The organism is Paracoccus sp. TRP (assembly GCF_000185925.1).
In the GTDB taxonomy this organism is placed as follows: Bacteria; Pseudomonadota; Alphaproteobacteria; order Rhodobacterales; family Rhodobacteraceae; genus Paracoccus; species Paracoccus kondratievae.
Window position 1 is genome coordinate 57,069 of record NZ_AEPN01000010.1, and the last position, 26,031, is coordinate 83,099.

Consider the following 26,031-nt stretch of genomic DNA (forward strand, 5'->3'; position numbering starts at 1 on the left):
AGCAAACCCCCAGCCTCGATCCAACAGGGAATCACGCCATGACCGTCCTGAAAACGATCCGCGGCGCCTTCGGCCTGCGCCGTCCGCTCGTGCGCATCGGAGCCGTCCTTTCCGCCCTGGTCCTAGCCGCTTGCGAACCGGTCGAGATGGGGGCCTCGGGCCCTCAGACCGGACAAGCCATTGATCCGTCACAACCCGTCCCGGTTGCGCTGCTGGTGCCCGGCGGTACGGGCAGCGCAGATCTGGACTGGCTTGCCCGCTCGCTGACGAATTCGGCGAAAATGGCTGCGGCCGATGCGCGCGGGGCCACCATCGACCTGCGCATCTATAATGCAGGGTCCGAACCCGGAACCGCAGTTGCGCAAGCCAATAAGGCCGTGGCCGAAGGGGCCAAGATCATCCTTGGCCCGTTGTTCGCCGACAGCGCCAATGCGGTTGGCAATGCCATGGCTCCACAGGGCATCAACGTGCTGTCTTTTTCCAACAACACCGACATTGCCGGCGGCAACGTCTTTGTGCTGGGCAATACCTTCGACAACGTCGCCGACCGCTTGGTCAAATACGGCGTTCGCAATGGCAAGCGCCGCATCCTGATGGTGGCCGAGGATGACGCCGCTGGTCAGGTCGGCGCCCGCGCCATCGAGCGCGCGATCCAACGAAACCGCGCGACGCTGGTCGGAACCGCCGTCCACCCGCTGTCAAAGCAGGGTATTGACGGCATCGTGCCGAACGTGGCCCAGGCGGCGCTGTCGGGCAATGTCGATGCGGTCTTTCTGACCGCAAACCAGGGCGCAGTCCTGCCCTATCTGACCGATAAGCTTGCCGATGCCGGCGTGACCTCGGCCAGCGTGCAGATGATGGGGCTGACGCGCTGGGATCAGCCTTCGGCCCGGCTGCAGCTGCGCGGCGTGCAGGGCGGCTGGTTCGCCATCCCCGATACGACGATGAAGGCGCAGTTCGACCAGCGTTACCGTGCCGCCTATGGTGAAACCCCGCATGAGCTGGGCTCGCTGGCCTATGACGGCGTTTCGGCCATCGCCGCGCTGGTACGGGCAGGCAAGCGCAATGCGCTGACCACCTCGGGCCTGACGCAAAACGCAGGTTTTGCCGGGGTTTCGGGCGCATTCCGCCTGCGGCGCGATGGCACCAACGAGCGTGCATTGGCAGTCGCCACCGTCCGCGGCGGGCAGGTCGTCGTGCTGGATCCCGCTCCGCGCAGCTTTGGCGGCTTCGGGTTCTGATCTTGAACGCCAAGGATAGCGAGAATTTGCCGCAAAGCGCCCCGGCTCTGCCCGGGGCGCATTCACTGTTTGCGCCCGAGGTCTTTCTGCCCACGCTGGCCGGGGCGCTGCAGCACCTCTCGGAACCGCGCGAGATCAGGGCACGTACAGTTGCCATTCTGGCCGAGGCCCGCGCTGCGGCTCTGGCCGATATCGCCGCAGGCTTTATGTCCCACCCGCGTGCCGCACGGGAAACCGTGCGCGCCATCGCCAGCCTGACCGACGCCACGGTCACGGCGATCCATCACGTCGCCACCACCATCCTGCACCCTTCGCAGAACCCCACCGATGCCGAGCGGTTGGCGATCCTTGCCATCGGCGGCTACGGCCGTGCCGAAATGGCCCCGCAATCCGATGTCGATCTGCTGTTTCTGACCCCGTGGAAAGTCAGCGGCTGGGCGGAAAGCGTCGTTGAATCGATGCTGTACATGCTGTGGGATCTGAAGCTGAAAATCGGCCAGTCCACGCGGTCGATCGACGATTGCCTGCGGTTGGGTGCAGGCGACATCACCATCCGCACCAGCCTGCTGGAACACCGGCTGATCTGCGGTCACGCCCCCGCCGCCGAGACCCTGCGCGACCGGCTGTGGTCCGAGCTTTTCGACAAGACCGTCCCTCAGTTCATCGAGGCCAAGCTGGCCGAGCGGGCCGAACGCCACCGCCGTCAGGGTGGCCAGCGCTACGTGCTTGAGCCGAACGTCAAAGAAGGCAAAGGCGGCCTGCGCGACCTGCAGACCCTGTACTGGATCGCCAAATACATCCACCGGGTCGACCGTGCGGTCGAACTGGTCGATCTGGGCTTTTTCACCCGTGAAGAGCATCTGACCTTCTGGCAGGCCGAGGATTTCCTTTGGGCCGTGCGCTGCCATCTGCATCTGATCGCCGGGCGTCCTCAGGATCAGCTGACCTTTGACATGCAGGTCGAGATTGCCAGGCGCATGGGCTATCGCGACCTCGGCGGGCGCCGCGCGGTCGAGATCTTTATGCAGGACTATTTCCTGCACGCGACCAGGGTGGGTGAGCTGACACGGGTGTTCCTCGTCGCGCTGGAGGCACGCCACCTCTACAAAGCGCCGATCATGAACATGCTGTTTCAGCGTCGGCGCCGTGTCCGCACGGGCTTTCGCGTTGATCGCGGCCGGCTGACCTATGCCGATGAAAAGCAGTTCCTGTCCGATCCGCTGAATATTCTGCGGCTGTTTGAAGAGGCGTTAAGAACCGGCATCCTGATCCACCCCGACGCCATGCGCGCCGTGACCGCCAACCTGGACCGTATCGACGACAGTATGCGTTCGGACCCCGAGGCGGTGCGCATCTTCCTTGATCTCTTGCTGAAACATGGCAACCCCGAACGCTCGCTCAGGCGGATGAATGAACTGGGCGTACTGGCCGCCTTTATCCCCGAGTTCGCTCCGGTGGTGGCGATGATGCAGTTCAACGTCTATCACCATTACACGGTGGACGAGCACCTGATCCAATGCGTTGCCGCCCTTGCCGCCATCGAGCGCGGCGATGATGCCGAGGACCTGCCCGTGGTCAGCAAGATCATGAAGGGCAAGGTGAACCGGCGGGTAATCTATCTGGCGGTGCTGTTGCATGACATCGGCAAGGGCCGGACCGAGGATCACTCGATCCTTGGCGCACGCCTTGCCCGGCGTGTCTGCACCCGTTTCGGCCTGCCTGCGGATGAGATCGAGACCATCGAATGGCTGATCCGCAACCACTTGCTGATGTCGGATGTGGCGCAGAAACGCGACATTGCCGATCCGCGTACGCTGCGGGACTTTGCCAAGGCGGTCAAGACCACCAAGCGGCTGGATATGCTGCTGGTGCTGACGGTTTGCGATATCCGCGGCGTCGGCCCCGGCACCTGGAATAACTGGAAAGCGATGCTGCTGCGCAAGCTGCATCAGGAAACCGAACGCGGGCTGGAAAACGGCCTCGAAGAGCTGAACCGCGACAAGCGCATCGGCGAGGCCAAACGCTCGCTGCGCCATCTGCTGGCCGCCAAGGGGTGGGAGCCGAAAGAGATCAAGGCAGAGCTGGCCCGCCATTACGACAACTACTGGCCCGGGCTGCCGACCGATACGCATTACGTCTTTGCCGAGATGCTCAAGGATCTGGGCGATGACGAGATCCGCACCGACCTGCATCCCGACACCGACCGCGACGCAACCCGGGCCGCATTTGTGCTGGCCGACCATCCGGGGATCTTTTCGCGTATGGCCGGGGCTCTGGCGCTGGTTGGCGCGAATATTGTCGACGCGCGCACCTATACCACCAAGGACGGTTTTGCGACGGCGGTGTTCTGGCTGCAGGACGCGGACGGCCATCCCTATGCGTCCGACCGCCTGCCCCGCCTGCGCGCCATGATCCAGCGCACGCTGAAGGGCGAGATCGTCGCGCGTGAGGCGCTGGCCGACCGCGACAAGCCGAAAAAGCGCGAATCCGCATTTCGCTTCCCGACCCATATCACCTTCGATAACGAGGCATCGGACGTCTATACGGTGATCGAGGTCGATACCCGCGACCGTCCCGGCCTGCTATACGACCTGACCCGGACGCTGGCCGACAATCACATCCAGATCGCCAGCGCGGTTATCGCGACCTTTGGGGCGCAGGTGGTAGACACCTTCTATGTCAAGGACATGTTCGGACTGAAACTGCATCAGCAGAACCGCCGCGAGGCGCTGGAGAAAAAGCTGCGTCAGGCGATCAAGGACGGGGCCGAGCGCGCCGAACGGGCCGAGCGCCCCCTGGGCCGGACGTTCTAAGGGACAAGGGATGCAACCGATCAGACTTATTCGCGGCTTTCTCTCGGTCGGCGCGTGGACGCTGGCAAGCCGCATCGTCGGCTTTGTCCGCGATGTGATGATCGCCGCCTATCTGGGCACCGGCCCGATAGCGCAGGCCTATATCGTCGCCTTCACCCTGCCCAATATGTTCCGCCGCTTTTTCGCCGAGGGCGCATTTAACACCGCTTTCGTGCCTATGTTCGCCAAGCGGCTGGAAAGCAACGACAACCCGCGCGGCTTTGCCGAAGAGGCGTTCTCGGGGCTCTTTACAGTCGTGCTGGCGGTGTCGCTGATCGCGCATCTGGTGATGCCGTGGCTTGTACTTATGCAGGCAGCAGGCTTTCAGGGGGACGAGCGGTTCGAACTTGCGGTAATCTATGGCCGCATCTGCTTTCCCTATATTCTGTTTATCTCGCTGACGGCGCTGCTGTCGGGGTTGCTGAATGCGGGAGGGCGCTTCATGGCCGCCGCCGCCGCGCCGGTGCTGATGAACCTGATCCTGATTGCGGCGATGCTTCTGGCCGACTGGCGCGGCTGGGATATGGGGCTGGCGATGGCATGGTCAACGCCGGTCTCGGGGCTGGCGCAGCTTTTCACCGTCTGGTGGGCGGCCAGGCACATGGGCTTTCCGCTGCGCCTGCGCAGGCCAAGGCTTTCGCCCGATATGCGCCGCCTGCTGGCTATCGCCGCACCCGCCGTCCTTGCGGGGGGGGTGGTGCAGGTCAACCTGCTTGTCGGGCGGCAGGTGGGTTCATTCTTTGACGGGGCGATTGCCTGGCTGACCAATGCCGACCGGCTGTATCAACTGCCGTTGGGGGTGGTCGGTATCGCTATCGGGATCGTGCTGCTGCCCGATATCTCGCGACGGCTAAAGGCCGGGGACACGGATGGTGGCCGTCATGCCTATAACCGCGCCGCCGAATTCGCGCTGTTTCTGACCGTGCCCGCCGCCGTGGCGCTGGTGGTCGCGGCCGAGCCGCTGATCTCGGTCCTGTTCCAGCGCGGCGCCTTTCTTGCCGCTGATGTCGGGCCGACAGCGCTGGCGCTGGCAATCTATGGGCTGGGTCTGCCTGCGTTTGTCCTGCAAAAAGTGCTGCAGCCGCTGTATTTCGCGCGAGAAGATACGCGCACGCCCTTTCGCTTTGCCATCTGGTCGATGATCGTCAATGCGGTGGCGGCGCTGGGGCTTGCCCCTTTTATCGGCTTTTCTGCAGCCGCGCTTGGCACGACTATCGCTGGCTGGACCATGGCCGCACAGCTTTGGCGCGGGACCAGAGCCTTTGGCGAGGCGACCCAGCTTGACGCGCGCTTTCGCCATCGCCTGCCCCGCATCTGCGCCGCCTCTGTGGTGATGGGCGCGGTGATCTGGGGGCTGATGCTGGTGTTCGAAGAGGCGTTGCATACCCCCGGCACGCGCTATCTGGCGCTGGCCGCGCTGGTCTTTGGCGGAATAGCAACCTATGGCGCTGCGGCGATGGCCCTTGGGGCCTTCCGTCCCTCGGACCTGCGCGCAGGCTTCCGGCGTCAGCGTTGACGGATCTGGCGCATCACGCGCCCGATCCCGCCCGGGATCAGCACAAAGGACAGCAGGAACCCGCAGCCAAAGCCCGCGATCTCGGCGATCCAGGTCATGCTGCCGTCCTGAAACAGGATGGCAAAGACCAGCTGAAAGGCCAGCAGCATCCCGATCAGCGTAAAGGCACGCAACCGGTTCGCGTTCTCTTGCCCAAGCCGGGTCCAAAGCAGAAAGGTGAATGCACCGACAAAGCCATAGACCGCCGGATAGCCCCCGATCAGCGCCTGAAAGCGGAACTGCGGCAAAAGCGCATCCGCCAGCGTATAGACCAGTGCTCCACCAATCGCCGAGCCAAAGAACAGCGCCAGAACCGCCCATGCGCGGAACTGATGCGCGATCAGGTTCCCCAGCGCGAGTGTAAAGACGATCACAAACAGCGCATGCGTCAGTGACAGATGCACAAAGGGATAAGTGACGATGCGCCAGCTTTCATCAAGGAAAAAGGTCCGCAGCTGCCACTGGCGCACCAGCAGGTCGGGAATAAAGGCAACGCGTTCGACTGCCAGCTGGCGCATGGCCAATCCCATGCCTTGCGCGCCCCCTCCGACAAAGCCAAGCTTTGCCAGACCGAACACAGCCTCGCAGGCGATCATCGGCAGGGCAAGTACCCAGACCACGGCGGGCACGGGATTCAGGGGCGATTCATCGTAACCGGGGCGCATCGTGGTTCCTCTGTGGTGGGCGGTTGCGCCCGGACTGGTCAAGGGGTAAGCCAGCGACCGGGAATTTCCAAGCAGGTAGTGCCATGACCACGAGCTTCGCTCCGCGCATCTTTTCCGGCATCCAGCCCTCGGGCGGATTGACGCTGGGCAATTACCTTGGCGCGCTGAAACGCTTTGCCGATTATCAGGGCCAAGGGGCCGAGACGATCTATTGCGTCGTCGACCTGCATGCGATCACCGTCTGGCAAGACCCCGAAAAGCTGCGCCACAACACCCGCGAGGTCGCGGCGGCCTTTATGGCTGCAGGTGTCGATCCTTCGGTGTCGGTCCTGTTCAACCAGAGCCAGGTCAGCCAGCATGCCGAGCTTGCCTGGCTTTTCAACTGCGTCGCGCGCATCGGCTGGATGTACCGGATGACGCAGTTCAAGGACAAAGCCGGCAAGAACAGCGAAAACTCCAGCCTTGGGTTGCTTGCCTATCCTTCGTTGATGGCCGCCGACATTCTGGCCTATCACGCGACCGCCGTCCCGGTGGGCGAGGATCAGAAGCAGCATCTTGAGCTGACCCGCGATATCGCCGCCAAGTTCAACCATGACTATGGCGTGAACTTTTTCCCGATCACCGAACCGCTGATCGAAGGAACCGCGACCCGGGTGATGAGCCTGCGCGACGGCAGCAGGAAAATGTCGAAATCCGATCCTTCGGACGCAAGCCGCATCAACCTGACAGACGATGCCGACGCCATCGCGCAAAAGATCCGCAAGGCGCGGACCGATGCCGACCCCCTGCCCGGCTCGATGGAAGGGCTCAAGGACCGGCCCGAGGCCCGCAACCTCGTCAATATCTATGCCGCACTGACTGGCGAAACCGGCGATCAGGTGCTGGCACGGTTCGAGGGTCAGGGCTTTGGTGCGTTCAAACCGGCGCTCGCCGACGTGGCGGTGACCGCTCTCGCGCCTATCACCAGGCGGATGACCGAGTTCATGGCAGACCCGGCCGAGATCGACCGCATCCTTGGCCGCGGCTCGGAAAAGGCTGCCGCAATCTCCGCCCCGATCATTGAGCGTACCAAGGAAATCATGGGTATGATCCGCTCACGCTGAGCGGGTCCCGGCGCTCGACGAATGGACCAATGACTTCCCGGCAGGATGGGCTATGCTTCCCCAACCTGCCGCAGAATGGGAAAGACCATGCCTGACCAGCTGTCGCGGATGCTTGGTGAACGCTCCTGGCTACTGGCCGACGGGGCGACCGGCACCAATCTCTATAATATGGGGTTGGCACCGGGACAGGCGCCCGATCTCTGGTGCGAAACCCATCCCGACAAGGTGCGTGAACTGCACCGCCAGATGATCGCCTCGGGTGCGGATATCATCCTGACAAACAGCTTCGGCGCCAATGCCAGCCGCCTGCGGCTGGCCCGTGCCGAGTCGCGGGTCACCGAACTGAACCGCGCCGCCGCCCGCCTTGCCCGCGAAGCAGCAGCCGAGGTCGGTCGCGCCGTGATCGTCGCCGGCTCGATCGGCCCGATTGGTGAGATCATGACCCCCATGGGCCGGCTGACCGAGGCAGAGGCGACGACGATGTTCACCGAACAGGCGCAGGCGCTGAAAGAGGGCGGCGCCGATGTGCTGTGGATCGAAACCGTTAGCGCCGCCGAGGAAATGCGCGCCGCAGCAAGGGCCGCGCAGACCGTCAGCATGCCCTGGTGCGGGATGATGAGCTTTGAGCCCGGCGGACGCAGCATGATGGGGGTGACGCCTCCACAGCTTGCCTCGCTGATCGACCGGCTGCCTCATCCACCTCTGGCCTATGGTGCCAATTGCGGCACCGGCCCGGCCGAGCTTTTGCTGGCCGTGGCAGGCTTTGCCGCCTCGGGCAATGAACGGCCGCTGATCGCCAAGCCTAACGCCGGTGTGCCGCGCTATCAGGATGGCGGGCTGATCTATGATGCGACGCCTGAGGTGATGGCCGAATTCGCCATTCTGGCACGCGATCTGGGCGTGCGCATCATCGGCGGCTGCTGTGGCACCACGCCCGGCCACCTGAAGGCGATGCGCGATGCGCTGGTCAGCGCGCCGCGCGGCCCGCGCCCCACCCCAGAACGGATATCGGCCCGCATCGCCGAAGTCATGGGACCGGGCGAGTAATCAAAACAACGAAAGCTGGTCCCCCGCCCGCGGCGGAGGCCCGAACCGGCTGCAATCCAGCATCTCTGCCTCACGCTGCAGGCCCAGCCGTTTGCGCGCCAGGCGAAAGCGTTGGTGCAGCAGATCGGCCCCATGCCCCTCGCCGCGCATACGGCTGCCAAAGCGCGGATCATTGTCGCGCCCACCCCGCATCGCCTGCACCCGCGACATGACATGCGCAGCCTTGCCGGGATGGTGGCGCTGAAGCCAGTCCCGAAAAAGCGGTGCCACCTCAAGCGGCAGACGCAAGGGGATCATGCTGGCAGCGGTCGCCCCGGCATCAAGGGCAGCCTGCATGATATGTTCAAGCTCATGTTCAGTCAGCACAGGGATTACCGGGGCGACCATGACCCGCACCGGCACCCCCGCCTGAGCAAGCTCTCGGATCATGCGCAAACGGGTCTGGGGCGTGGGCGCGCGCGGCTCCATCTGTCGGGCCAGGTCAGGGTCAAGCGTTGTCAGGGATACCCCGACCATAACCTGCTTTCTGGCCGCCATCCCTGAAAGCACGTCCAGATCACGCAGAACCGTGGCCGCGGGTCACAAGGCTGAACGGATGGTTCCAGTCATGCAGAACCTGCAGGCAGCCGCGCATGATGCCAAGCCGTGCCTCGATCGGCTGATAAGGGTCGGTATTGGTGCCAAAACCGATGGGTGCGACAGCGTAGCCCCGCCGCCCGATCTCGGCTTGCAGAAGTTCGGGCGCATTGGGCTTGGCGACGATCTTTGTTTCAAAATCCAACCCCGGAGACAGGCCAAGATAGGCGTGGCTCGGGCGGGCAAAGCAATAGATGCAGCCATGTTCGCAACCGCGGTATGGGTTAACCGAGCGATCAAAGGGAATATCGGGCGAGTTGTTGCGATTGAGGATCGAGCGTGCCCGTTCATGCTCAATCTCGGTGCGCAAAAGGCCCTGCTCTTCGCCGATATCCCAGCCGTCATGCTCGCGCACACGCTGATAGGGCTCGAACCGCGCAGCAGGGCGCGAGTCAGCGCCGCGGGCGCGCAGAATCTCGTCAGGGTTCCGGGGTGGCAGACTCATGCTCCAAGAATGGAACATTTAGAGAACATTTTCCAGAACGAAGCCGTCAGAGATCAAAATTTGTGCAATTGCCCGGGCTTTACCAGCAAGAAAGCCAGCAATGCATGAACTGGGGCTTTTCGCCGGATACCGCGCGGCCCATATTGAAGGGAATGGAGGATATCATGCCCTTGCCGCATTTCCTGATCATGATCCTTGCAGTCATCCTGACCGGAGGGCTGACGATCTGGGCGGCAAGCGCAGCGGGTGTTCCGCTATTTGCACTGGGTCTGCTGGTTTTGCTGGCGGCGGCCATCGCCCATCTTTCAACGCACGATCACCGCAGCTGATCGGCACCGGGTATTTCAGTCCGGCGCATCTCCCCCGCCCTTGCAGCGGATCGGGGGGAGAAGGCAGCGGATGCCGCTGCCCCGATCTCACGTCATGCAGCGGCGCAGCCCTGCTTTTCGGCGCAGTCCTTGACCGAGGCAAGGGCCGCTTCTTCGGTCCAGGCACGTCCACCTGCAGCCGGATCATCCAGCATCGTCCAGACCCAGGCAGCAACGCCGGGCTCTTGCGGATTGTGGCTGATACGTCCCACGGGCACATCATTGCGGCAGATCGTCCAGTCACCAGAAACGGGCTTTCCGTCAACCACGGTTTGAATACGTGTCCACATGCGAGATCCCTCTCTTGTCTTTGGTTGATCGCCCTGCATGGCCGCAAAAAGCGGAAGATCCATGCGCGCGGACGACAGTCGCTGCGCCGCGCATTAGCGAGCGGCGCAAGACAGGTCTGGATGTCATCACGCAAACCTGACGGGCCGTTTTAACCGGCGTAGCCCGGAACTGCAATCTCCAGACCGCTAAAATGCCGGGTAAATAGGGCATCCGGCCCGTGTGACCGCGACAGATGTGCAGATGAAATCCGCATAAAGACAGGGCGTTGCACCGCCCCGCCCTATTCCGAGAGCAGCTCGGTATCCCAGTAAAGAAAATCCATCCAGCTTTCGTGCAGATGGTTCGGCGGGAAGCGTCGGCCGATAGCGTGCATCTCTTCCGGCGTGGGCCGACACGGCGGGCGACGCAGACGCATGCCCGAGTTTTTCAGCGATTTATTCGCCTTTTTCAGATTACAGGGCGAACAGGCAGCGACGACATTTTCCCAGCTGGTGATTCCCCCGCGCGAACGCGGCACCACATGGTCAAAGGTCAGCTCGCCCCGCGCACCGCAGTACTGGCAGCAGAACTCGTCCCTTAAGAAAAGATTAAAGCGCGTGAAGGCCACGCGCTTTTGGGGTTTGATGTAATCTTTCAGTACCACAACCGAGGGAATGCGTATGCTATAGCGTTGGCTTCGCACCACCTCGTCATATTCGGCGATTATCTGGACCCGGTCTAGAAACACCGCCTTGATCGCCTCCTGCCAGGGCCACAGGGACAGCGGGTAGTAGCTGAGTGGCCTGAAGTCCGCGTTAAGCACAAGTGCGGGATGGTGGCGCAAACTGGATGGCTCGCGCACGAATTGGGTTCGAAAGTCGCTGTTATCGTCCAGCATCGGCCCTCGCTTCGCCTTGCCCAGGACGGGTCAGAACATGGCTCCGACTATATATCGCGGCTCCGGGCTGACAAGTCCCTGAATATATGCCCTGCATCAAATAGCCGCGCGGCGTGACAGGGGCATGACAATCATCAGTGCGGCGATGCGATCTTCATCAACACCAGCCCCGCAAGGATCAAGACTGCCGCGACAAGACGCAGCGCATCGGCCGGCTCGCCAAGGACAAGAACCCCCAGCACAAAGGTCCCCACCGCGCCGATTCCGGTCCAGATGACATAAGCGGTGCCAAGCGGCAGCACCTTCATCGACAGCGACAGGAACCAGACGCTCGCGACCATGGCTAGAAGGGTGATTGCCGTGGGCCAAAGCCGGGTAAAGCCCTCGGACTGTTTCATGGCAAGCGCCCAGACGATCTCTTAAAGCCCGGCCACGCCAAGATAGATCCATGCCATCGCTGTCTCCTGTTCAGGCGCGCAGGCTGCGGCAGCAACGGGCCAAGGTCAAGCTGGGCTGGCCCCAGGGTCGGATTGCTGGCAGGATGGGCCCATGTCTATACCGCCCAAACTGATCGGCACGCTGGAATCGGCCCTTTATGCCGAGGACCTGGACGAGGCCGCCCGCTTCTGGACCGGGATCATTGGCTTGCCCGAAATAGCCCGCGTTCCCGGTCGCCATGTGTTCTTTCGCTGCGGCACTCAGGTGCTATTGGTTTTTCGCGCCAGCGCCACGCGCGTCCCGCCCAAAGCCGATGCCCGCCTGCCCGTTCCGCCGCATGGCAGCGAAGGGCCGGGCCATTTCTGCATAGGGGCCGCGCCAGAGACTCTGGACACCTGGCGCACGCATCTGGAGGCAAGCGGTGTCGAGGTTGAGGCAGATTTTATCTGGCCTCAGGGCGGCAGGTCGCTGTATTTCCGCGATCCTGCCGGCAACTCGATCGAGATAGCCGACCCGGCGATCTGGAACTCTGACGCCCAGCCCTGACTTAGCACAGCCCTGACTTAGCGGCGCCTGGCGCGTGCCGCGACAGCCTGCGGCTGCGGCGCCCGGAGACGCAGGGCAACCATGCCAGCCGAAACCATGGCGATAGCGGTCATCCAGATCAGGGTCATGTGGCTTCTCCTCGTCTCTCTCATATCAACGTAGGGAAGGAAGAGGGTTACGCAAGAGCAGAATCGCACCAGATGCTATTCCGTGGCGGCAAACCGCTCTTTCAGGAAGGCCAGCGCCACCGACAGCCCATCGGGCGAGATGCCGTGCCCGGTTCCCTTCATCACATGGCCATACACGGTAAACCCGGCCTTTTGCAGCGCCTCACCGGCGACGCTCATGCTTTCGAACGGAACCACCGGGTCCTGATCGCCATGGACAAGCAGAATCGGGGGCCTGACGCGGGCCGCAACATTCTCGGGGTCAAGCAGACGGCCAGAAAAGCCGACAACGCCGGCAATCTCTTCCTCGCGCTGCGGCGCGACGGCCAGCGCCATCATCGTACCCTGCGAAAAGCCGACCACGGCCAGACGGCTTGCAGGCAGCCCCTCATCCGTCAGAACTTTGTCCAGAAAGGCATTGATGTCATTAAAAGATTGCGTGGCCGAAGAGCGCGCCTGCTCTTCGGATGAGCCATCCATCCACGGGATCGGAAACCACTGATAGCCCATGGGATTGTTGACACAACGCTCGGGCGCGTTCGGGGCGTAGAATGCCGCACCCGGCAGATGCGGCGCCAGAGGATCAGCAAGGCCCAGCAGGTCGGCACCATCAGCGCCATAGCCATGCAGGAACACCACCACTGAATCGGCCTTGGCAGGGCCTTTGCGTTCGGATTTCAACTCGCGCAGCATCTCGTCCCCCTCAGCGGACGCCCTCGCGCCCTTTTGCGACCCGGTAATAGGCCCACAGCGCCCGGGCCGCAACCGCACGCCAGGGCCGCCACGGCTCGGCCAGTTCGGTCAGTATTGCCGGGCCGGGCCGCTCGGGCAGGGCATAGAGCAGCCGCGCCGCTTCGGCGAGCGCCAGATCGCCCGCTGCAAAGGCATCGGCGCGGCCAAGCGCGAATTTCAGATAGATGTCGGCGGTCCAGCGCCCGATACCGGGCAAGGCGGTCAGCCGGGCGATCACCTCATCATCAGGCAGGTCGCGCAGCGCGGCCCAATCGACCCCAGCCGCGACGATACCGCGCAGATAGCGGGCCTTGGGACGGGACAGGCCGACGGCGCGCAAAGCGTCCTCATCAGCAGCGGCGATCCCCACCTCATCAGCCAGCCCCGCCTCGGTCATGCGCGCGGCAATCGCATTCGCCGCATGGGTCGAGATCTGCTGGGCGACCACCGCGTCACGAATGGCGGCAAACCCCTCGGACCAGCGTCGCAAAGGCAGAGGCATCAGCGCCGGCAGTTCGCGTTTCCAGACCGGGCAGACCTGCATCAGATGCGCCGCACCTTCTTCCAGATCGGCGGAGGCGCGGATCTCGCGGGTCATCAGCCCTCGCCTTCCTCAAGGTGGCGGGCCTCTTCCTTAAGGCGGGTCTCAAAGGCCATCGAGATATGATGGCGCAGCGCCTCTTCGGCGCGGGCGCTGTCATGGGCGGCAATGGCATCGACGATGGCCTGATGCTCATCAAGCGTGACCACGTCGCGCCCCTGCGCGGCAAGGCTCGTACGCGCCATCAGCGCCATGCTGCGATGCACAAGGCCCAGCTGCTGAACCAGATAGCGGTTATGCGAGGCCAGATGAATCTGATGATGAAACCGGCGGTTCGCCCGCACCAGAGCCTGCGGGTCGCCAAGGATGGCGCGGTCCTCTTCGACCATACCGGCCAGCACGCGGACCTCTTCGGGTGTGGCGTGACGGGCCGCCAGCCGCGCCGCCAGCGCCTCAAGTTCGGCGCGCACGGTATAAAGCTCGGCCAGCTGATTGTGGTCCAGAGTGGCGACAATCAGGCTGCGTCCGTCGCGTTTGAGCATCGATTGCGTCTCAAGCCGCTGCAACGCCTCGCGGACCGGGGTGCGCGAAACGCCGAAACGCTCGGCCAGTTCGGATTCGACCAGGCGGTCGCCGGGGCGGTAAATGCCATTATCAATGGCAGAGAGGATCAGGGAATAGGCGTCTTTCATGTCAGGCACGATCCGCGCTCGGAACGGCGATTGCAAGCGCCATGCCGCAGGTTTAGGCAGGGAATATGAATTTTGGACATGTAACAACCTGGATCTTTGATCTCGACAACACGCTTTATGCGCCCGAGATCCGCCTTTTCGATCAGATCGAACGGCGCATGACCGCCTATGTCATGCGCGAATTGCGCGTGACCGAGGCCGAGGCCAGCCGTCTGCGCGCCCATTACTGGCGCGAACACGGCACCACTTTGGCCGGGCTGATGGCCGAACATGGCATCGACCCGCTGCCTTATCTGCGCGAGGTCCATGACATCGACTTTTCAGAGCTGCAGCCCGACCCCGAACTGGCCGGGCTGATCACCGCCCTGCCCGGCCGCAAGATCGTCCACACCAACGGCGACAGCACCTATGCTCTGCGGGTACTGGAACGGCGCGGCCTGACAGTTTTCGATGCCATCCATGGAGTTGAGGAAGTGGGCTTTCACCCTAAGCCCGATCCGCGCGCTTATGCCGCAGTTCAGGGCACCGAGGGCTTCGACCCCACCGGTGCCGCCATGTTCGAGGATGATCCAAGGAACCTTTCCGTGCCACATCACCTTGGAATGACAACGATTCTTGTGGGTGAGGGGCGCCACGGCCCCGATGCTCTGGCCCCGGATCACGATCATGGCCCGCACGTCCATTACCATACGCAGGATCTGACCGCTTTCCTGCGCGGACTTGCCGGAACTGCCGCCTTGGGCCAGAACTGAAGCCTTCGCCGACAGGAAAAACCGCAAGCCAAGGAACGCGCCATGTCCGAATCCGTACACCCCGCCAACGCCAAGGCAGATATGCGCACCGCCGCAGCCCTTTTCGTTTTTGCGCTGCTGGTGGTGGTTCTCTCGGTCGTTGCTCTCGTCATCTGGGGGCTGCCCGCGCTGAGTCTGATCGCGCTGGCGGCGACTATCCTGGTATTTGGCATGCTTGTCGCCTACGCGGCAGGCTTTTAGCAGCGCAGGGCGGTGCAGATGGCAATCGACGACACGGATATCCTCGTCTCGGGCGGCGGCATTGCCGGGCTGATCACCGCAGCCGCTTTTGGCAGCGCGGGGCGCAGCGTGATCTGCGTCGATCCCGCCCCGCCCGTGACCGAAGAAAGTGCGCAGGGGTCGGACCTGCGCAGCACCGCCTTTCTGCAACCCTCGATCCCGGTTTTGCAGGCGGCTGGCTTGTGGGAACGGCTCGCCCCCCATGCAACGCCCCTGCAGATCATGCGCATCATCGACGCCGGCGGAAAACTGTCGCAGGCGCGGCTGACGCGGGAATTCGACGCCTCCGAAATCTCGGACCAGCCCTTTGGCTGGAACTTGCCCAACTGGCTATTGAAACGCGAAATCTCGGCCCGGCTTACCGGCCTGCAAAACCTCCGCTTCCTGCCCGGCACCGGCACGGCGGGACTGGTCGTCCGCGACAGCGAGGCGCTGGTCACGCTGACCGATGGCAGCCGTATCCGCGCCCGGCTGGTGATCGGGGCCGATGGCCGCAACTCGCCCGTGCGGCAGGCGCTTGGCATCGGCGTACGCACCTTTCGCTATGGGCAAAAGGCGCTGGCCTTTGCGGTCACCCATGAGCGCCCGCATGGGAATGTCTCGACCGAGATCCATCGCTGGGGCGGTCCCTTTACACTGGTCCCGCTGCCCGACCGCGGGGGCAAGCCATCCTCGGCCGTGGTCTGGCTTGAGCGCGGCGCCGAGATCGGCCGCCTGCGCGCCCTGCCCCGCGAGGAATTCGAGGCCGAGCTGAACCGCCGCTCGGCCGGGGTACTGGGCCATCTGACCCAGGCGACCCGCCTGACCGAATGGCCGATCATCAGCCAGATTGCCGACCGCTTCACCGGCCCACGCACCGCCCTGATCGCCGAGGCCGCCCATGTCGTCCCGCCGATCGGTGCGCAGGGGCTGAACATGAGCCTGGCCGATCTGGCCTCGCTGCTGGACCTCTCGGCGGATGATCCGGGCAGCGCCAGATCGCTTGCCGCTTATGAGCGTCGCCGCCGCCCCGAGGCGATGGCCCGGCTGATCGGCATCGACGCGCTGAACCGGGCAAGCATGATCTCAGCCCGGCCATTGCGCGATCTGCGCGCCGCGACGCTGGGCGGGCTTTATGCCGTGTCGCCGGTACGTCGCATCCTGATGCGCGCCGGGCTGGGCGCCGCCTGACATGCCCGGCTGGCGCGCCCGCGCACAATCTGCCAGATAGGCTGCATGGCCAAACCGATCACTGCCTTTACCTGCACCGCCTGCGGCGCCAGCCATCGCAAATGGGCCGGCCGCTGCGATGCCTGCGGGGCATGGAACACTATCATTGAGGAAGCGCCCTTGTCGCAGGGTCCCGGCCGGGGCCTTGGGACGCTGAAGGGCAAGCAGATCCCCCTGTCGGGCCTCGCGACGCAAGAGGCCCCGCCCCCGCGCGCCATCTCGGGCATAGCCGAGCTTGACCGGGTGCTGGGTGGCGGGCTGGTTCCCGGTTCGGCCCTGCTGGTCGGAGGCGACCCGGGTATCGGCAAATCCACCCTGCTTTTGCAGGCCGCCGCCGCCTTTGCCCGTTCGGGACAGCAGGCAATCTATATCTCGGGCGAGGAGGCCAGTGCTCAGGTCCGGTTGCGCGCACAGCGGCTTGGCCTTGGCGATGCGCCGGTGCGGCTGGGGGCCGAAACAGCCCTTCGCGACATTCTGACGACGCTCGACACCGAGCGGCCAGATGTCGCCATCATCGATTCGATCCAGACACTGTGGTCCGACCGGATCGAGGCGGCGCCCGGCTCGGTCGCGCAGGTACGCGCCAGCGCGCATGAGCTGGTGACATTTGCCAAGCGGCGCGGCACCTCGGTCATCCTTGTCGGCCATGTCACCAAAGAGGGCCAGATCGCCGGCCCCCGCGTGGTCGAGCATATGGTCGATACGGTGCTTTATTTCGAGGGTGAGCGCGGCCACCAGTTCCGCATCCTGCGCGCCCACAAGAATCGTTTCGGCCCTGCTGACGAAATCGGCGTTTTCGAGATGACCGGCGGCGGGTTGGCCGAGGTTGCAAACCCTTCGGCGCTGTTTTTGTCGGAACGTGGTGAACCTAGTGCCGGTTCGGCGGTCTTTGCCGGGATCGAAGGCACGCGTCCCGTACTGACCGAGGTTCAGGCTCTTGTCGCCCCTTCGACATTGGCAAGTCCCCGCCGAACGGTGGTCGGGCTGGACAGCGGACGGGTCTCGACCATCCTTGCCGTGCTGGAGGCCCGTTGCGCCATTCCCTTTGCCGGGCTTGACGTTTTTCTTAATGTTGCCGGGGGGATGCGCGTGAACGAGCCCGCCGCCGATCTTGCGATTGCCGCCGCCCTTCTAAGCGCGCGCGAGGATGTTGCCCTGCCTGCCGAGGCCGTACTTTTCGGTGAAATCAGCCTCTCGGGGGCGCTGCGGCCGGTCGCTCAGGCGGAAAACAGGTTGAAAGAGGCACAGAAACTTGGTTTTTCACGTGCGATCCTGCCCGCGGCCACCAAGGTCGAGGGCATTGCCGGGATGCGGATCGACCGCATTGCGGATCTGACAGGTTTCGTGGGCGAGACATTCGGCGCCGGTTAAAGGCGGCGGATCTGGCCTTCAAACGCGGGAAAGACCGCGAAAGGGCGTGAAAATGGACGGATTCACCATCATCGACGGCGTTGTCGCGGCCGTGATCATCCTCTCGGCGATCCTGGCCTACGCGCGGGGTTTCGTGCGCGAATCGCTGGCGATCCTGGGATGGATCGGCGCGGCGGCGCTGGCCTTTATCTTTGCGCCGACGGTGCGGCCGATGGTGGCGCAGGTGCCGGGGCTGAACAAGTTCCTGGCCGACAGTTGCGAACTGGCCACCATTGCGGGTTTCGCGGTGGTCTTTGCACTGGCGCTGGTGCTGTTTTCGATCATCACGCCGCTATTTTCATCGGTCGTGCAGCGCTCGGCGCTTGGCGGCGTCGATCAGGGGATGGGCTTCCTCTTTGGTGTGGCACGGGGCATCCTGCTCGTCGCGATCGCCTTCATCGTCTATGATCGCGTGATGACCAGCCAGCCTGTCGCCATCGTGGACAACTCGCGCTCGGCGCAGGTATTTGAGCGGATGCGCGGCAAGATGGACCAGCAGATCCCGCAGGACGCCCCGGGCTGGGTCGTCAGCCGTTATGAACAGCTGGTGCGCAGCTGCGGGGCCACCGGCCAGCCGGTCGATACCTCCGCTCCGGCTCCGGCCAGCACGGCAAACTAGGCTCATATGGCTATTTTGTGACATAAAATGCGCCCTGCTGTGACCGCAGGGCGTGACTTCGGCGGTCTGAAAGCCTAGATTGGCGTCAAGCGTCCCCTAATCCTTCCCGGAATAGCCCCAAGAGTCGGTGATGATGCAGCCATTCCTTGCCCATCCTTTTGATTCCGATCGTCTGCACGAGGAGTGCGGCGTCTTCGGTGTCATCGGAGTCGCGGATGCCGCGAATTTCGTTGCCCTGGGGCTGCACGCCCTGCAACACCGGGGTCAGGAGGCGGGCGGCATTGTCGCCCATGATGCCGAACAGGGCTTTAACAGCGCGCATCGCTTTGGCTATGTCCGCGACAACTTTACCAAGCAAAGCCTGATGGAGACCCTGCCGGGTGCCCTTGCCATCGGCCATGTGCGTTATTCGACCGCCGGCACCAAGGCCGCGACAGCAATCCGCGACGTGCAGCCCTTCTTTGGCGAATTTGCCATGGGCGGCTGTGCGGTCGCCCATAACGGCAACATCACCAACGCACTGGCGCTGCGCCGCGAACTGATCGAGCGTGGCTCGATCTTTCAGTCCAGCTCTGATTCGGAATGCATCATCCACCTGATGGCACGCTCGATCCAGCGCAACATCCCCGAGCGGATGAAAGATGCCCTGCGCCGCGTCGAAGGTGCCTTCTCGGTCATCGCGATGACCCGTACCAAGCTGATCGGTGTGCGCGACCCGCTGGGCGTGCGGCCGCTGGTGCTTGGCCGGATCGGCGACGATGGCTTTGTACTGGCCTCGGAAACCTGTGCCCTTGATATCATCGGCGCGGAATTCCTGCGCGAGATCGAACCGGGCGAGATGGTCGTCATCTCGAAGGGCGAAATTGAAAGCTCACGCCCGTTTGGCCCCTCGACCGGCCGGTTCTGTATCTTTGAACATGTCTACTTCTCGCGCCCCGATTCGATTATCGGCGGTCGCTCGGTCTATGAGACCCGGCGTCAGATCGGGGTCGAACTTGCCCGCGAAGCGCCGGTCGAGGCTGATCTGGTCTGCCCCGTTCCCGACAGCGGCACCCCCGCAGCCATCGGCTATGCCCATGAAAGCGGCATCCCCTTTGGCATGGGAATCATCCGCAACCAGTACATGGGCCGGACCTTCATCGAGCCGACCGAGCAGATCCGCAACATGGGCGTGCGGCTGAAGCTCAACGTCAACCGGGCGCTGGTCAAGGGCAAGCGCGTGGTGCTGGTCGATGATTCGGTGGTACGTGGCACGACCAGCCGCAAGATCAAGGACATGATCCTGGACGCCGGCGCGGCCGAGGTGCATTTCCGTATTGCCTCTCCGCCGACTGCCTGGCCCTGTTTCTACGGCGTCGATACGCCCGACCGGGGCAAGCTGCTGGCCGCACAGATGTCCGAAGAAGAAATGCGCGAATGGATCGGCGTTGATTCGCTGGCCTTTGTCACGCTGGACGGGCTTTACCGCGCAGTGGGCGAGGCCAGGGGCCGTAACAATGCCTGCCCGCAATATTGCGACGCCTGCTTCTCGGGTGACTATCCGGTCGCGCCCTTCGACCAGCTTGAGCGCGGCTTCCGCATGAAATCCGACGCAGCACCTAATCCGATCACCGGCCACGCGGCCGAATGACAGGTGCTGGCGCCGCAAAATCATTAAAAAAGGCGGGTACCTGACCCGCCTTTTTTCGTTTCAGATCCGGCCGATGGTTTCGGGCAGAATAACGGTAAAGCGACTGCCCTGCCCCCGCTCGCTTTCGATCCGCAAACGACCGCGATGGCGATTGATGATATGCTTGACGATCGCCAGCCCCAATCCGGTACCGCCCTTTTCGCGCGAACGATGGGTGTCGACGCGGTAGAAACGCTCGGTCAGGCGCGGCAGGTGCTGAGGCTCGATCCCTTCCCCCCGATCCACCACCGAAACTGACCAGGCCGGGCCGCGCAGCACCGGCTCATGCGTCAGATGCTCAAGCGTTACAGTGACGACCCCACCCGAGCTGCCGTATTTCACCGCATTCTCGATCAGATTGTGAAAGACCTGCACCAGCTGATCAGCATCGCCGGGAACCGAGACCTTGCTATCTGCCCCCAGCAGCTCAAGCCGTACCAAGGCCGAGGCGGCAGCGGGGTTCAGCGTGGTCACAACGCTGCGCAAAAGCCCGGCCAGATCCAGGGCCTGCGCGGGGCGACGGCGTTCATCCTGCTCGACCCGGCTAAGTGACAGCAGGTCGGCGACCAGACGGTTCATCCGCCCCGCCTCGCGCTCCATAATGTCCAGAAAGCGGTCGCGGGCGGCGGGATCGTTGCGGGCCGGACCTCGCAGCGTCTCGATAAAGCCCATCAGCGCGGTCAGCGGGGTGCGCAATTCATGGCTGACATTGGCGACGAAATCGCGACGCATCTGCTCGGTTTCCTCGTCGCGGGATCGGTCCTCGATCACCACCGCCGCGCCAGATAGCCCCGGCGCCGCAAGCGCGGTGACTGTCACCTCGCAGAACACCCGCCGGTCGGCAGAGCCCAGCGTGACATTCAGCCGCGCCCGATCCTGCCCGGCAAGAACCGCGTCCAGCGCCGCGTTGACCTCGGGGTGGCGCAGGGCGGTAACAAAGGGCCGGTCGCCCGGCACTGCACCAAGCAAAGCTTCAGCAGCCTCATTGGCACCGATGACGCGCGCCCGCTGGTCTACGACCAGCATCGGCACCGGCACGGCGCGCAGCAATGCGTGCAGCCGCGCCTCGATCATCATCCCTGCCCGGCCTGAGCCAGCCCCTGACGAAAGCGGGCGGCATTGCGATTATAACCCTCGGCCGATTTCAGCAGCCTCGCGCGCGCAGCTTCGTCCAGCTCGCGTACAACCTTGCCCGGCGTCCCCATGACCAACGATCCGGGCGGGATCACCTTATTCTCGGCAATCAACGCCCCGGCCCCGATCAGCGATCCGGCCCCTATCCGGGCCCCGTTCAGGATGATCGCGCCCATGCCGATCAGCACCCCATCCTCAATGGTACAGCCGTGCAGAATGGCGCGGTGGCCGATGGTGCAATCAGCACCAATGGTCAGCGGATAACCGATATCGGTATGGCAGACCGTCAGATCCTGCACGTTCGAGTTCCTGCCGACGCGGATTTCTTCGTTATCACCGCGCAGCACGGCCCCGAACCAGACGCTTGAACCCGGCTCAAGGACCACCTTGCCCATCAGCTGCGCATCAGGCGCGACCCATGCATCATCCGCGATTTGCGGCGCTATGCCGTCCAGCTGCCAGATCATGCGCTCTCTTCCTCCATGAGCTTGCGGACAAAGGGGCCAAGACCCACCTGCCGGGCGCGACGCATCCGCTCGGCGGTCAGGATGGTTTTCAGCGCCTCGGTGCTGCGTTCAACATCGTCGTTGATGATGACATAATCGTATTCGGCCCAATGGCTGATCTCATCCCGGCTTTTGCGCATCCGGGCGGCGATCACCTCCATCGAGTCCTGCTGGCGGCCGATCAGCCGCCGCTCCAGCTCGGCCAGGCTCGGTGGCAGGACAAAGATCGAGATGACATGATTGCCCAGAGCCGAGGCGCGGATCTGCTGTCCGCCCTGCCAATCGACGTCAAACAACGTGTCGCGGCCGGCAAGCATCGCCTCTTCGACCGGTTGGCGCGGGGTGCCGTAGAAATTGCCGAACACCTCGGCATGTTCAAGCATCTGCCCCCCCGCAACCATTGCGCTGAACTCTTCGGGCGTGCGGAAATAGTAATGTTCGCCCTCGACCTCGCCGGGGCGGGGTTTGCGGGTGGTGGCCGAAACCGAAAAGCGCAAAGCCGGATCCCATTCCATCAGCCGCCGCGCCAGCGTCGATTTGCCCGCCCCGGAAGGCGAGGACAGGATCACCAGAAGTCCGCTGCGCCCGATCTCCATGCCCTTATATCCCCTGCCGTTCCAGCGCCGTCTGAATGACCCCCGCCGCCCGCAGGGTCAAGCCCCGCGGCAGGGCGTCCGGGCCGATTTTAACCATTGGTCAAGAATTTGCTCGGCAGCGCGACGACAAGGGTTTAGGCTGCGAAAAAACCGTTTGTGTTACGAGTAGGCAGGCAAGACCAACCCGATGTCGGATGACCCCGGAAAAGAGAATGACCGCACATATGAGGCAGGTCCCTCGCAGAATCGCGGCAAGCTCTTGCGTCTGGCCGATTATGAACAGCCGATCCGGCCTGGCAGTATCCTTGGCGAAATCCGCAGCTATTGGGAAGGATTGCGCCAGGGGCGCGCCATCCCCGACCGCGCCGATATTGATCCGCATGGCATCCGCCGGGTGCTGGATTACACCTTTATCCTTGAGCGCATCGCCCCGGGCGCAGCGCGCTTTCGACTGGCGGGGCGACATCTTATCGACCTGATGGGGATGGAGGTGCGGGGCATGCCGCTATGCGCCCTTTTCAACACCACCTCACGCGGGCGACTGTCGGATGTGTTGGAAAGCGTCTTTCGCGGGCCGCAGATCACCGAAATCACCCTGCAATCCCCGGCCAGCTACGGCAGGCCGGCACTGGAAGGGCGGATGACGCTTTTGCCGCTGCGCTCGGACCTTGGGGACGTGACCCGGGCGCTTGGCTGTCTGGCCGCCGAGGGTCAGATCGGGGCCAATCCGCGTCGCTTTGATCTGTTGGCAGATCGGCAATTCCCGGTTATCCCGGGCGCCAGAGTGCTTGAGCCTTCGCCCTCTTACATAAGCTTTGCCGAACCTCCTGCGCCATGGACCGGTCCCTCGGCCCCGCAGTGCGAGCCGACGACGCCCGAGGCGCGGCGTGCCCGTTTCCGCCTGATCCGAAATCCCCGTACGCCTGCCTGACCCGCCCAAATGAAAAGGGCGGCTAGGCCAAAGCCCCGCCGCCCCGTTCAGAGGGAAATCTTTGCAGATCAGCCCGCCGCGCGGGCACGGCCTGCGCCGCTGACGCGGCGGTTGCGCAGCTCTTCGGCAACCAGAAATGCCAGCTCAAGCGACTGACTGGCGTTCAGGCGCGGGTCGCAGGCGGTGTGATAGCGATCCGACAGATCCTCGTCGGTCACGGCACGCACGCCGCCAGTGCATTCGGTCACATCCTTGCCGGTCATCTCGAAATGGACGCCCCCGGGGATGGTGCCCTCGGCGCGGTGAACGGCAAAGAACTCGCGCACTTCGCGCAGCACCGAATCAAACGGCCGGGTCTTGTAGCCCGAGGCAGATTTGATGGTGTTCCCATGCATCGGGTCACAGGACCAGACGACATTCGCACCCTCTTCCTGAACCGCCTTGATCAGGCGCGGCAGGTGGTCACCGACAGTGCCGGCCCCAAAGCGGGCGATCAGGGTCAGTCGGCCCGGCTCATTCTCGGGGTTCAGCTTGGCGATCAGGGTTTTCAGATCGCTGTCGCTGATCGAGGGGCCGCATTTCAGCCCGATCGGGTTCTGCACACCGCGGCAGAACTCGACATGGGCTCCGTCGATCTGACGGGTGCGGTCGCCAATCCAGATCATATGGCCCGACCCCGCGACCGGCAGGCCCGTCGTCGAATCAATACGCGCCAAGGCCTCTTCGTATTCCAGCAACAGGGCTTCGTGGCTGGTATAGAAATCGACCTTGCCCAAGTCATGGGCGGTTTCCGAAGTCACACCCGCCGCCGCCATAAAGGCCATGGCGTCACTGATGCGGTCGGCGATGTCGCGATAACGCGCCGCCTCTTCTCCACCGGTGAAATCGCTGATCCAGCTCTGGACGCGATGCATGTCGGCATAGCCGCCGGTCGAAAAGGCGCGCAGCAGGTTCAGCGACGCCGCCGCCTGCGTATAGGCCGCAAGCATACGCTGCGGATCAGGCACCCGGGCCTGGGCCGAGAACTCAAAGCCGTTGATGATATCGCCGCGATAGCTCGGCAGTTCCTGCTCACCGATCTTTTCAGTCGCGGCCGAACGCGGCTTGGCGAACTGGCCTGCCATGCGGCCGACCTTGACCACCGGCAGCTGCGCCCCCCAGGTCAAAACGACAGCCATCTGCAACATGACCTTGAAGGTGTCGCGGATATTGTCGGCCGAGAATTCGGCAAAGCTTTCGGCGCAATCGCCCCCCTGCAACAGGAAGGCGCGGCCCGCCGCGACCTGCGCGAGCGAGGCTTTCAGCCGCCGCACCTCGCCCGCAAAAACCAGCGGGGGGTATTTGGCAAGCTGCGTCTCAACAGCCTCAAGCGCGGCCTGATCGGGATAATCGGGCATCTGAGTACGGGGATAGGCGCGCCAGCCGCGCTTGTCCCATGCCGGTGCCGGGGTCGCGGGACTGGAATTCGTCGGGGCCATGATCCTATCCTTCTGCAAGCGGTGCCTGCCATATAGAGACTGCAAGACCAAAGGAAAAGCCTTGCACGCATCGAGTTAGCCTGCTGATCTGCATCTGTTAGTTACGCGCGTCCGACATGCCAGATATCGTCCCAGCTGTTACCCCTGCCCCGGCAGCGATTCCGCCCCCCTCCCAGCCGCGTCCGCAGCGCTATCTGTTCCTGCTGCTGGACCGGTTCACCATGATTTCCTTTGCCGCCGCAATTGAGCCCCTGCGCCTTGCCAACCGTCTGGCAGGGCGCGAGCTTTATGACTGGCGCCTGATCGGAGAGGACGGCAAGGCCGCCACCTGCTCAAACGGTGCGCGGCTGATGCTCGACAGTGGCCTGACCGAGACAGCGCGTGGCGACACGGTGCTGGTCTGCGGCGGGCTGGACGTGCCGCGCGCAGCCAGCCGGCAGGTACTGGCGTGGCTGCGGCGCGAGGCGAGGCGCGGCACCCGCATCGGTGCCTTGTGCACCGGCGCATGGGTGCTGGCCGAGGCTGGCTTGCTCGACGGTCGCCGCTGCACGATTCATTGGGAAAATCAGGACGGGTTTGCCGAGAAGTTCCCCGATGTCACCCTGATCCGCACCGTCTTTGTCGAGGATGGCAACCGCCTGACCGCCGCAGGGGGCACCGCCGCCATCGACATGATACTGCGCCAGATCGCCCGCGACCACGGCCCTGAACTGGCCGGACGGGTGGCCGATCAGATGATCCACACCGCCATCCGCTCGGAAGAGGACCAGCAGCGCCTGTCGATTCCGCCCCGGCTTGGCGCGCGCCACCCAAGGCTTGCGCAGGTCGTCGCGCGGATGGAGGCCAATATCGAGGACCCGATCAGCCCTGCCCGACTGGCGACCGAGGCGGGCCTGTCCCCCCGCCAGCTTGAGCGGCTGTTTGCCCGCTACCTTGGCCGGTCGCCCAAACGCCATTACATGGAGCTGCGGCTTGAACGCGCCCGGAACCTGCTTTTGCAGACCGAAATGAGCGTCATGGAAATCGCGCTGGCCTGCGGCTTTGCCTCGGCGGCGCATTTCTCGAAATGCTACCGCGCAACCTACGGCTGCACGCCCTATCGCGAACGCGGCGCTGCCTCTGGCAGATAGCCGGTTTCCGCCACGGCAAGCCGCCGAATTGCCACATTCTCCGGCCTCCAACATGCTTTTCTTTTTTTTGCCGCCCCTATAACCTGTCTGACAGGACAACGATCCACTCAGGGAGACAACGA

The 26,031-nt window shown here is 63.7% G+C and carries 26 protein-coding genes and 1 pseudogene; 15 read left to right on the forward strand and 12 right to left on the reverse strand.

The genetic code is table 11. The features are described 5' to 3' along the window. Positions 1 to 38: 38 nt before the first annotated feature. From PARACOCCUSGL_RS0108355 to murJ, 3 genes are all read left to right on the forward strand, one after another. Positions 39 to 1,241, forward strand: a complete 1,203-nt coding sequence (locus PARACOCCUSGL_RS0108355; protein WP_010395207.1) for a penicillin-binding protein activator — start codon at positions 39 to 41, stop codon at positions 1,239 to 1,241. A 65-nt stretch (positions 1,242 to 1,306) separates the two neighbouring features. Next, positions 1,307 to 4,054 carry a [protein-PII] uridylyltransferase gene (locus PARACOCCUSGL_RS0108360; RefSeq protein ID WP_369750410.1) on the forward strand — a complete coding sequence of 916 codons (2,748 nt, stop codon included), beginning with the start codon at positions 1,307 to 1,309 and terminating at the stop codon, positions 4,052 to 4,054. Between the two features lie 10 nt (positions 4,055 to 4,064). Further along, positions 4,065 to 5,609: a murein biosynthesis integral membrane protein MurJ gene (murJ, locus tag PARACOCCUSGL_RS0108365; RefSeq protein WP_010395211.1), complete on the forward strand. Its 1,545-nt coding sequence runs from the start codon at positions 4,065 to 4,067 to the stop codon at positions 5,607 to 5,609. On the opposite strand, the gene PARACOCCUSGL_RS0108370 is transcribed toward murJ, so the two are convergent. Next, positions 5,600 to 6,313 (reverse strand): rhomboid family intramembrane serine protease, encoded by a 714-nt coding sequence (locus PARACOCCUSGL_RS0108370; RefSeq protein ID WP_010395214.1) that lies wholly within the window; start codon positions 6,311 to 6,313, stop codon positions 5,600 to 5,602. The two genes, murJ and PARACOCCUSGL_RS0108370, sit on opposite strands and share 10 nt — an antisense overlap. 83 nt (positions 6,314 to 6,396) lie before the next feature. On the opposite strand from PARACOCCUSGL_RS0108370, the gene trpS reads away from it, so the two are divergent. Together trpS and bmt are read left to right on the forward strand one after the other, a co-directional pair. After that, positions 6,397 to 7,416, forward strand: a complete 1,020-nt coding sequence (gene trpS / locus PARACOCCUSGL_RS0108375; RefSeq protein ID WP_010395218.1) for a tryptophan--tRNA ligase — start codon at positions 6,397 to 6,399, stop codon at positions 7,414 to 7,416. An 87-nt stretch (positions 7,417 to 7,503) separates the two neighbouring features. After that, positions 7,504 to 8,463, forward strand: a complete 960-nt coding sequence (bmt, locus tag PARACOCCUSGL_RS0108380; protein WP_010395220.1) for a betaine--homocysteine S-methyltransferase — start codon at positions 7,504 to 7,506, stop codon at positions 8,461 to 8,463. On the opposite strand, the pseudogene PARACOCCUSGL_RS20425 reads toward bmt, so the two are convergent. After that, positions 8,464 to 9,544, reverse strand: a pseudogene (locus PARACOCCUSGL_RS20425) (PA0069 family radical SAM protein). 164 nt (positions 9,545 to 9,708) lie between these two features. On the opposite strand from PARACOCCUSGL_RS20425, the gene PARACOCCUSGL_RS22145 reads away from it, so the two are divergent. Further along, positions 9,709 to 9,873 (forward strand): hypothetical protein, encoded by a 165-nt coding sequence (locus tag PARACOCCUSGL_RS22145; protein ID WP_192826986.1) that lies wholly within the window; start codon positions 9,709 to 9,711, stop codon positions 9,871 to 9,873. Positions 9,874 to 9,965: 92 nt separating this feature from the next. Here PARACOCCUSGL_RS22145 and PARACOCCUSGL_RS0108395 read toward each other — a convergent pair whose 3' ends face one another. From PARACOCCUSGL_RS0108395 to PARACOCCUSGL_RS20430, 3 genes are all read right to left on the reverse strand, one after another. After that, positions 9,966 to 10,202, reverse strand: coding sequence for a hypothetical protein (locus PARACOCCUSGL_RS0108395; protein ID WP_010395224.1), 237 nt, complete (start codon positions 10,200 to 10,202; stop codon positions 9,966 to 9,968). 281 nt (positions 10,203 to 10,483) lie between these two features. After that, entirely contained in the window at positions 10,484 to 11,080 is a 597-nt protein-coding gene (locus PARACOCCUSGL_RS0108400; protein WP_010395226.1) for an HNH endonuclease, read from the reverse strand. A 134-nt stretch (positions 11,081 to 11,214) separates the two neighbouring features. Further along, the gene (locus PARACOCCUSGL_RS20430) at positions 11,215 to 11,496 is read right to left on the reverse strand and encodes a multidrug efflux SMR transporter (RefSeq protein WP_255348778.1); all 282 of its coding nucleotides are present in this window, start codon (positions 11,494 to 11,496) and stop codon (positions 11,215 to 11,217) included. A gap of 133 nt (positions 11,497 to 11,629) precedes the next feature. Between PARACOCCUSGL_RS20430 and PARACOCCUSGL_RS0108410 the strand changes: the two genes are divergently transcribed. Further along, positions 11,630 to 12,064, forward strand: coding sequence for a VOC family protein (locus tag PARACOCCUSGL_RS0108410; protein WP_010395231.1), 435 nt, complete (start codon positions 11,630 to 11,632; stop codon positions 12,062 to 12,064). 203 nt (positions 12,065 to 12,267) lie between these two features. Here the strand turns inward: PARACOCCUSGL_RS0108410 and PARACOCCUSGL_RS0108420 are convergent, their stop codons facing one another. The 3 genes from PARACOCCUSGL_RS0108420 to PARACOCCUSGL_RS0108430 are packed head-to-tail and all read right to left on the reverse strand — an operon-like array spanning position 12,268 to position 14,196. Further along, a complete protein-coding gene (locus PARACOCCUSGL_RS0108420) occupies positions 12,268 to 12,924 on the reverse strand; it encodes an alpha/beta hydrolase (protein WP_010395238.1) in 657 nt (218 codons plus the stop codon). Between the two features lie 10 nt (positions 12,925 to 12,934). Further along, a complete protein-coding gene (locus PARACOCCUSGL_RS0108425; protein ID WP_010395240.1) occupies positions 12,935 to 13,561 on the reverse strand; it encodes a DNA-3-methyladenine glycosylase in 627 nt (208 codons plus the stop codon). Continuing rightward, a complete protein-coding gene (locus PARACOCCUSGL_RS0108430) occupies positions 13,561 to 14,196 on the reverse strand; it encodes a GntR family transcriptional regulator (protein WP_010395242.1) in 636 nt (211 codons plus the stop codon). Before PARACOCCUSGL_RS0108430 ends, PARACOCCUSGL_RS0108425 begins: the two co-directional genes overlap by 1 nt. A gap of 65 nt (positions 14,197 to 14,261) precedes the next feature. Between PARACOCCUSGL_RS0108430 and PARACOCCUSGL_RS0108435 the strand changes: the two genes are divergently transcribed. From PARACOCCUSGL_RS0108435 to purF, 6 genes are all read left to right on the forward strand, one after another. Further along, positions 14,262 to 14,948 (forward strand): pyrimidine 5'-nucleotidase, encoded by a 687-nt coding sequence (locus PARACOCCUSGL_RS0108435; protein ID WP_010395245.1) that lies wholly within the window; start codon positions 14,262 to 14,264, stop codon positions 14,946 to 14,948. A 42-nt stretch (positions 14,949 to 14,990) separates the two neighbouring features. Continuing rightward, positions 14,991 to 15,188, forward strand: coding sequence for a hypothetical protein (locus tag PARACOCCUSGL_RS0108440; protein WP_010395247.1), 198 nt, complete (start codon positions 14,991 to 14,993; stop codon positions 15,186 to 15,188). Positions 15,189 to 15,206: 18 nt separating this feature from the next. Beyond that, a complete protein-coding gene (locus PARACOCCUSGL_RS0108445; RefSeq protein ID WP_010395249.1) occupies positions 15,207 to 16,397 on the forward strand; it encodes a UbiH/UbiF family hydroxylase in 1,191 nt (396 codons plus the stop codon). A 45-nt stretch (positions 16,398 to 16,442) separates the two neighbouring features. After that, positions 16,443 to 17,807: a DNA repair protein RadA gene (gene radA, locus PARACOCCUSGL_RS0108450; RefSeq protein ID WP_010395251.1), complete on the forward strand. Its 1,365-nt coding sequence runs from the start codon at positions 16,443 to 16,445 to the stop codon at positions 17,805 to 17,807. Positions 17,808 to 17,859: 52 nt separating this feature from the next. Next, positions 17,860 to 18,465, forward strand: a complete 606-nt coding sequence (locus PARACOCCUSGL_RS0108455; protein ID WP_010395254.1) for a CvpA family protein — start codon at positions 17,860 to 17,862, stop codon at positions 18,463 to 18,465. 133 nt (positions 18,466 to 18,598) lie between these two features. Further along, a complete protein-coding gene (gene purF, locus PARACOCCUSGL_RS0108460) occupies positions 18,599 to 20,095 on the forward strand; it encodes an amidophosphoribosyltransferase (RefSeq protein WP_138918315.1) in 1,497 nt (498 codons plus the stop codon). A gap of 60 nt (positions 20,096 to 20,155) precedes the next feature. On the opposite strand, the gene PARACOCCUSGL_RS0108465 is transcribed toward purF, so the two are convergent. Genes PARACOCCUSGL_RS0108465 through gmk form a run of 3 tightly spaced genes read right to left on the reverse strand, consistent with a single transcriptional unit; the run spans position 20,156 to position 22,364 of the window. Beyond that, positions 20,156 to 21,208, reverse strand: a complete 1,053-nt coding sequence (locus tag PARACOCCUSGL_RS0108465) for an ATP-binding protein (protein WP_029371853.1) — start codon at positions 21,206 to 21,208, stop codon at positions 20,156 to 20,158. Continuing rightward, entirely contained in the window at positions 21,208 to 21,735 is a 528-nt protein-coding gene (locus PARACOCCUSGL_RS0108470) for a gamma carbonic anhydrase family protein (protein WP_010395261.1), read from the reverse strand. Before PARACOCCUSGL_RS0108470 ends, PARACOCCUSGL_RS0108465 begins: the two co-directional genes overlap by 1 nt. Further along, positions 21,732 to 22,364 (reverse strand): guanylate kinase, encoded by a 633-nt coding sequence (gene gmk, locus PARACOCCUSGL_RS0108475; RefSeq protein ID WP_029371855.1) that lies wholly within the window; start codon positions 22,362 to 22,364, stop codon positions 21,732 to 21,734. The genes PARACOCCUSGL_RS0108470 and gmk overlap by 4 nt, the downstream gene beginning before the upstream one ends. 193 nt (positions 22,365 to 22,557) lie before the next feature. Between gmk and PARACOCCUSGL_RS0108480 the strand changes: the two genes are divergently transcribed. Further along, a complete protein-coding gene (locus PARACOCCUSGL_RS0108480) occupies positions 22,558 to 23,301 on the forward strand; it encodes a PAS domain-containing protein (protein ID WP_010395268.1) in 744 nt (247 codons plus the stop codon). 68 nt (positions 23,302 to 23,369) lie between these two features. On the opposite strand, the gene PARACOCCUSGL_RS0108485 is transcribed toward PARACOCCUSGL_RS0108480, so the two are convergent. Further along, complete coding sequence (locus tag PARACOCCUSGL_RS0108485; RefSeq protein WP_010395270.1) at positions 23,370 to 24,779, reverse strand: class II 3-deoxy-7-phosphoheptulonate synthase; 1,410 nt, start codon at positions 24,777 to 24,779, stop codon at positions 23,370 to 23,372. Positions 24,780 to 24,895: 116 nt separating this feature from the next. Here PARACOCCUSGL_RS0108485 and PARACOCCUSGL_RS0108490 point away from each other — a divergent pair, with 116 nt between their 5' ends. Further along, on the forward strand, positions 24,896 to 25,909 hold the full coding sequence (locus PARACOCCUSGL_RS0108490; RefSeq protein WP_010395272.1) for a GlxA family transcriptional regulator: 1,014 nt from the start codon (positions 24,896 to 24,898) through the stop codon (positions 25,907 to 25,909). The last annotated feature ends 122 nt before the right edge of the window (positions 25,910 to 26,031 follow it).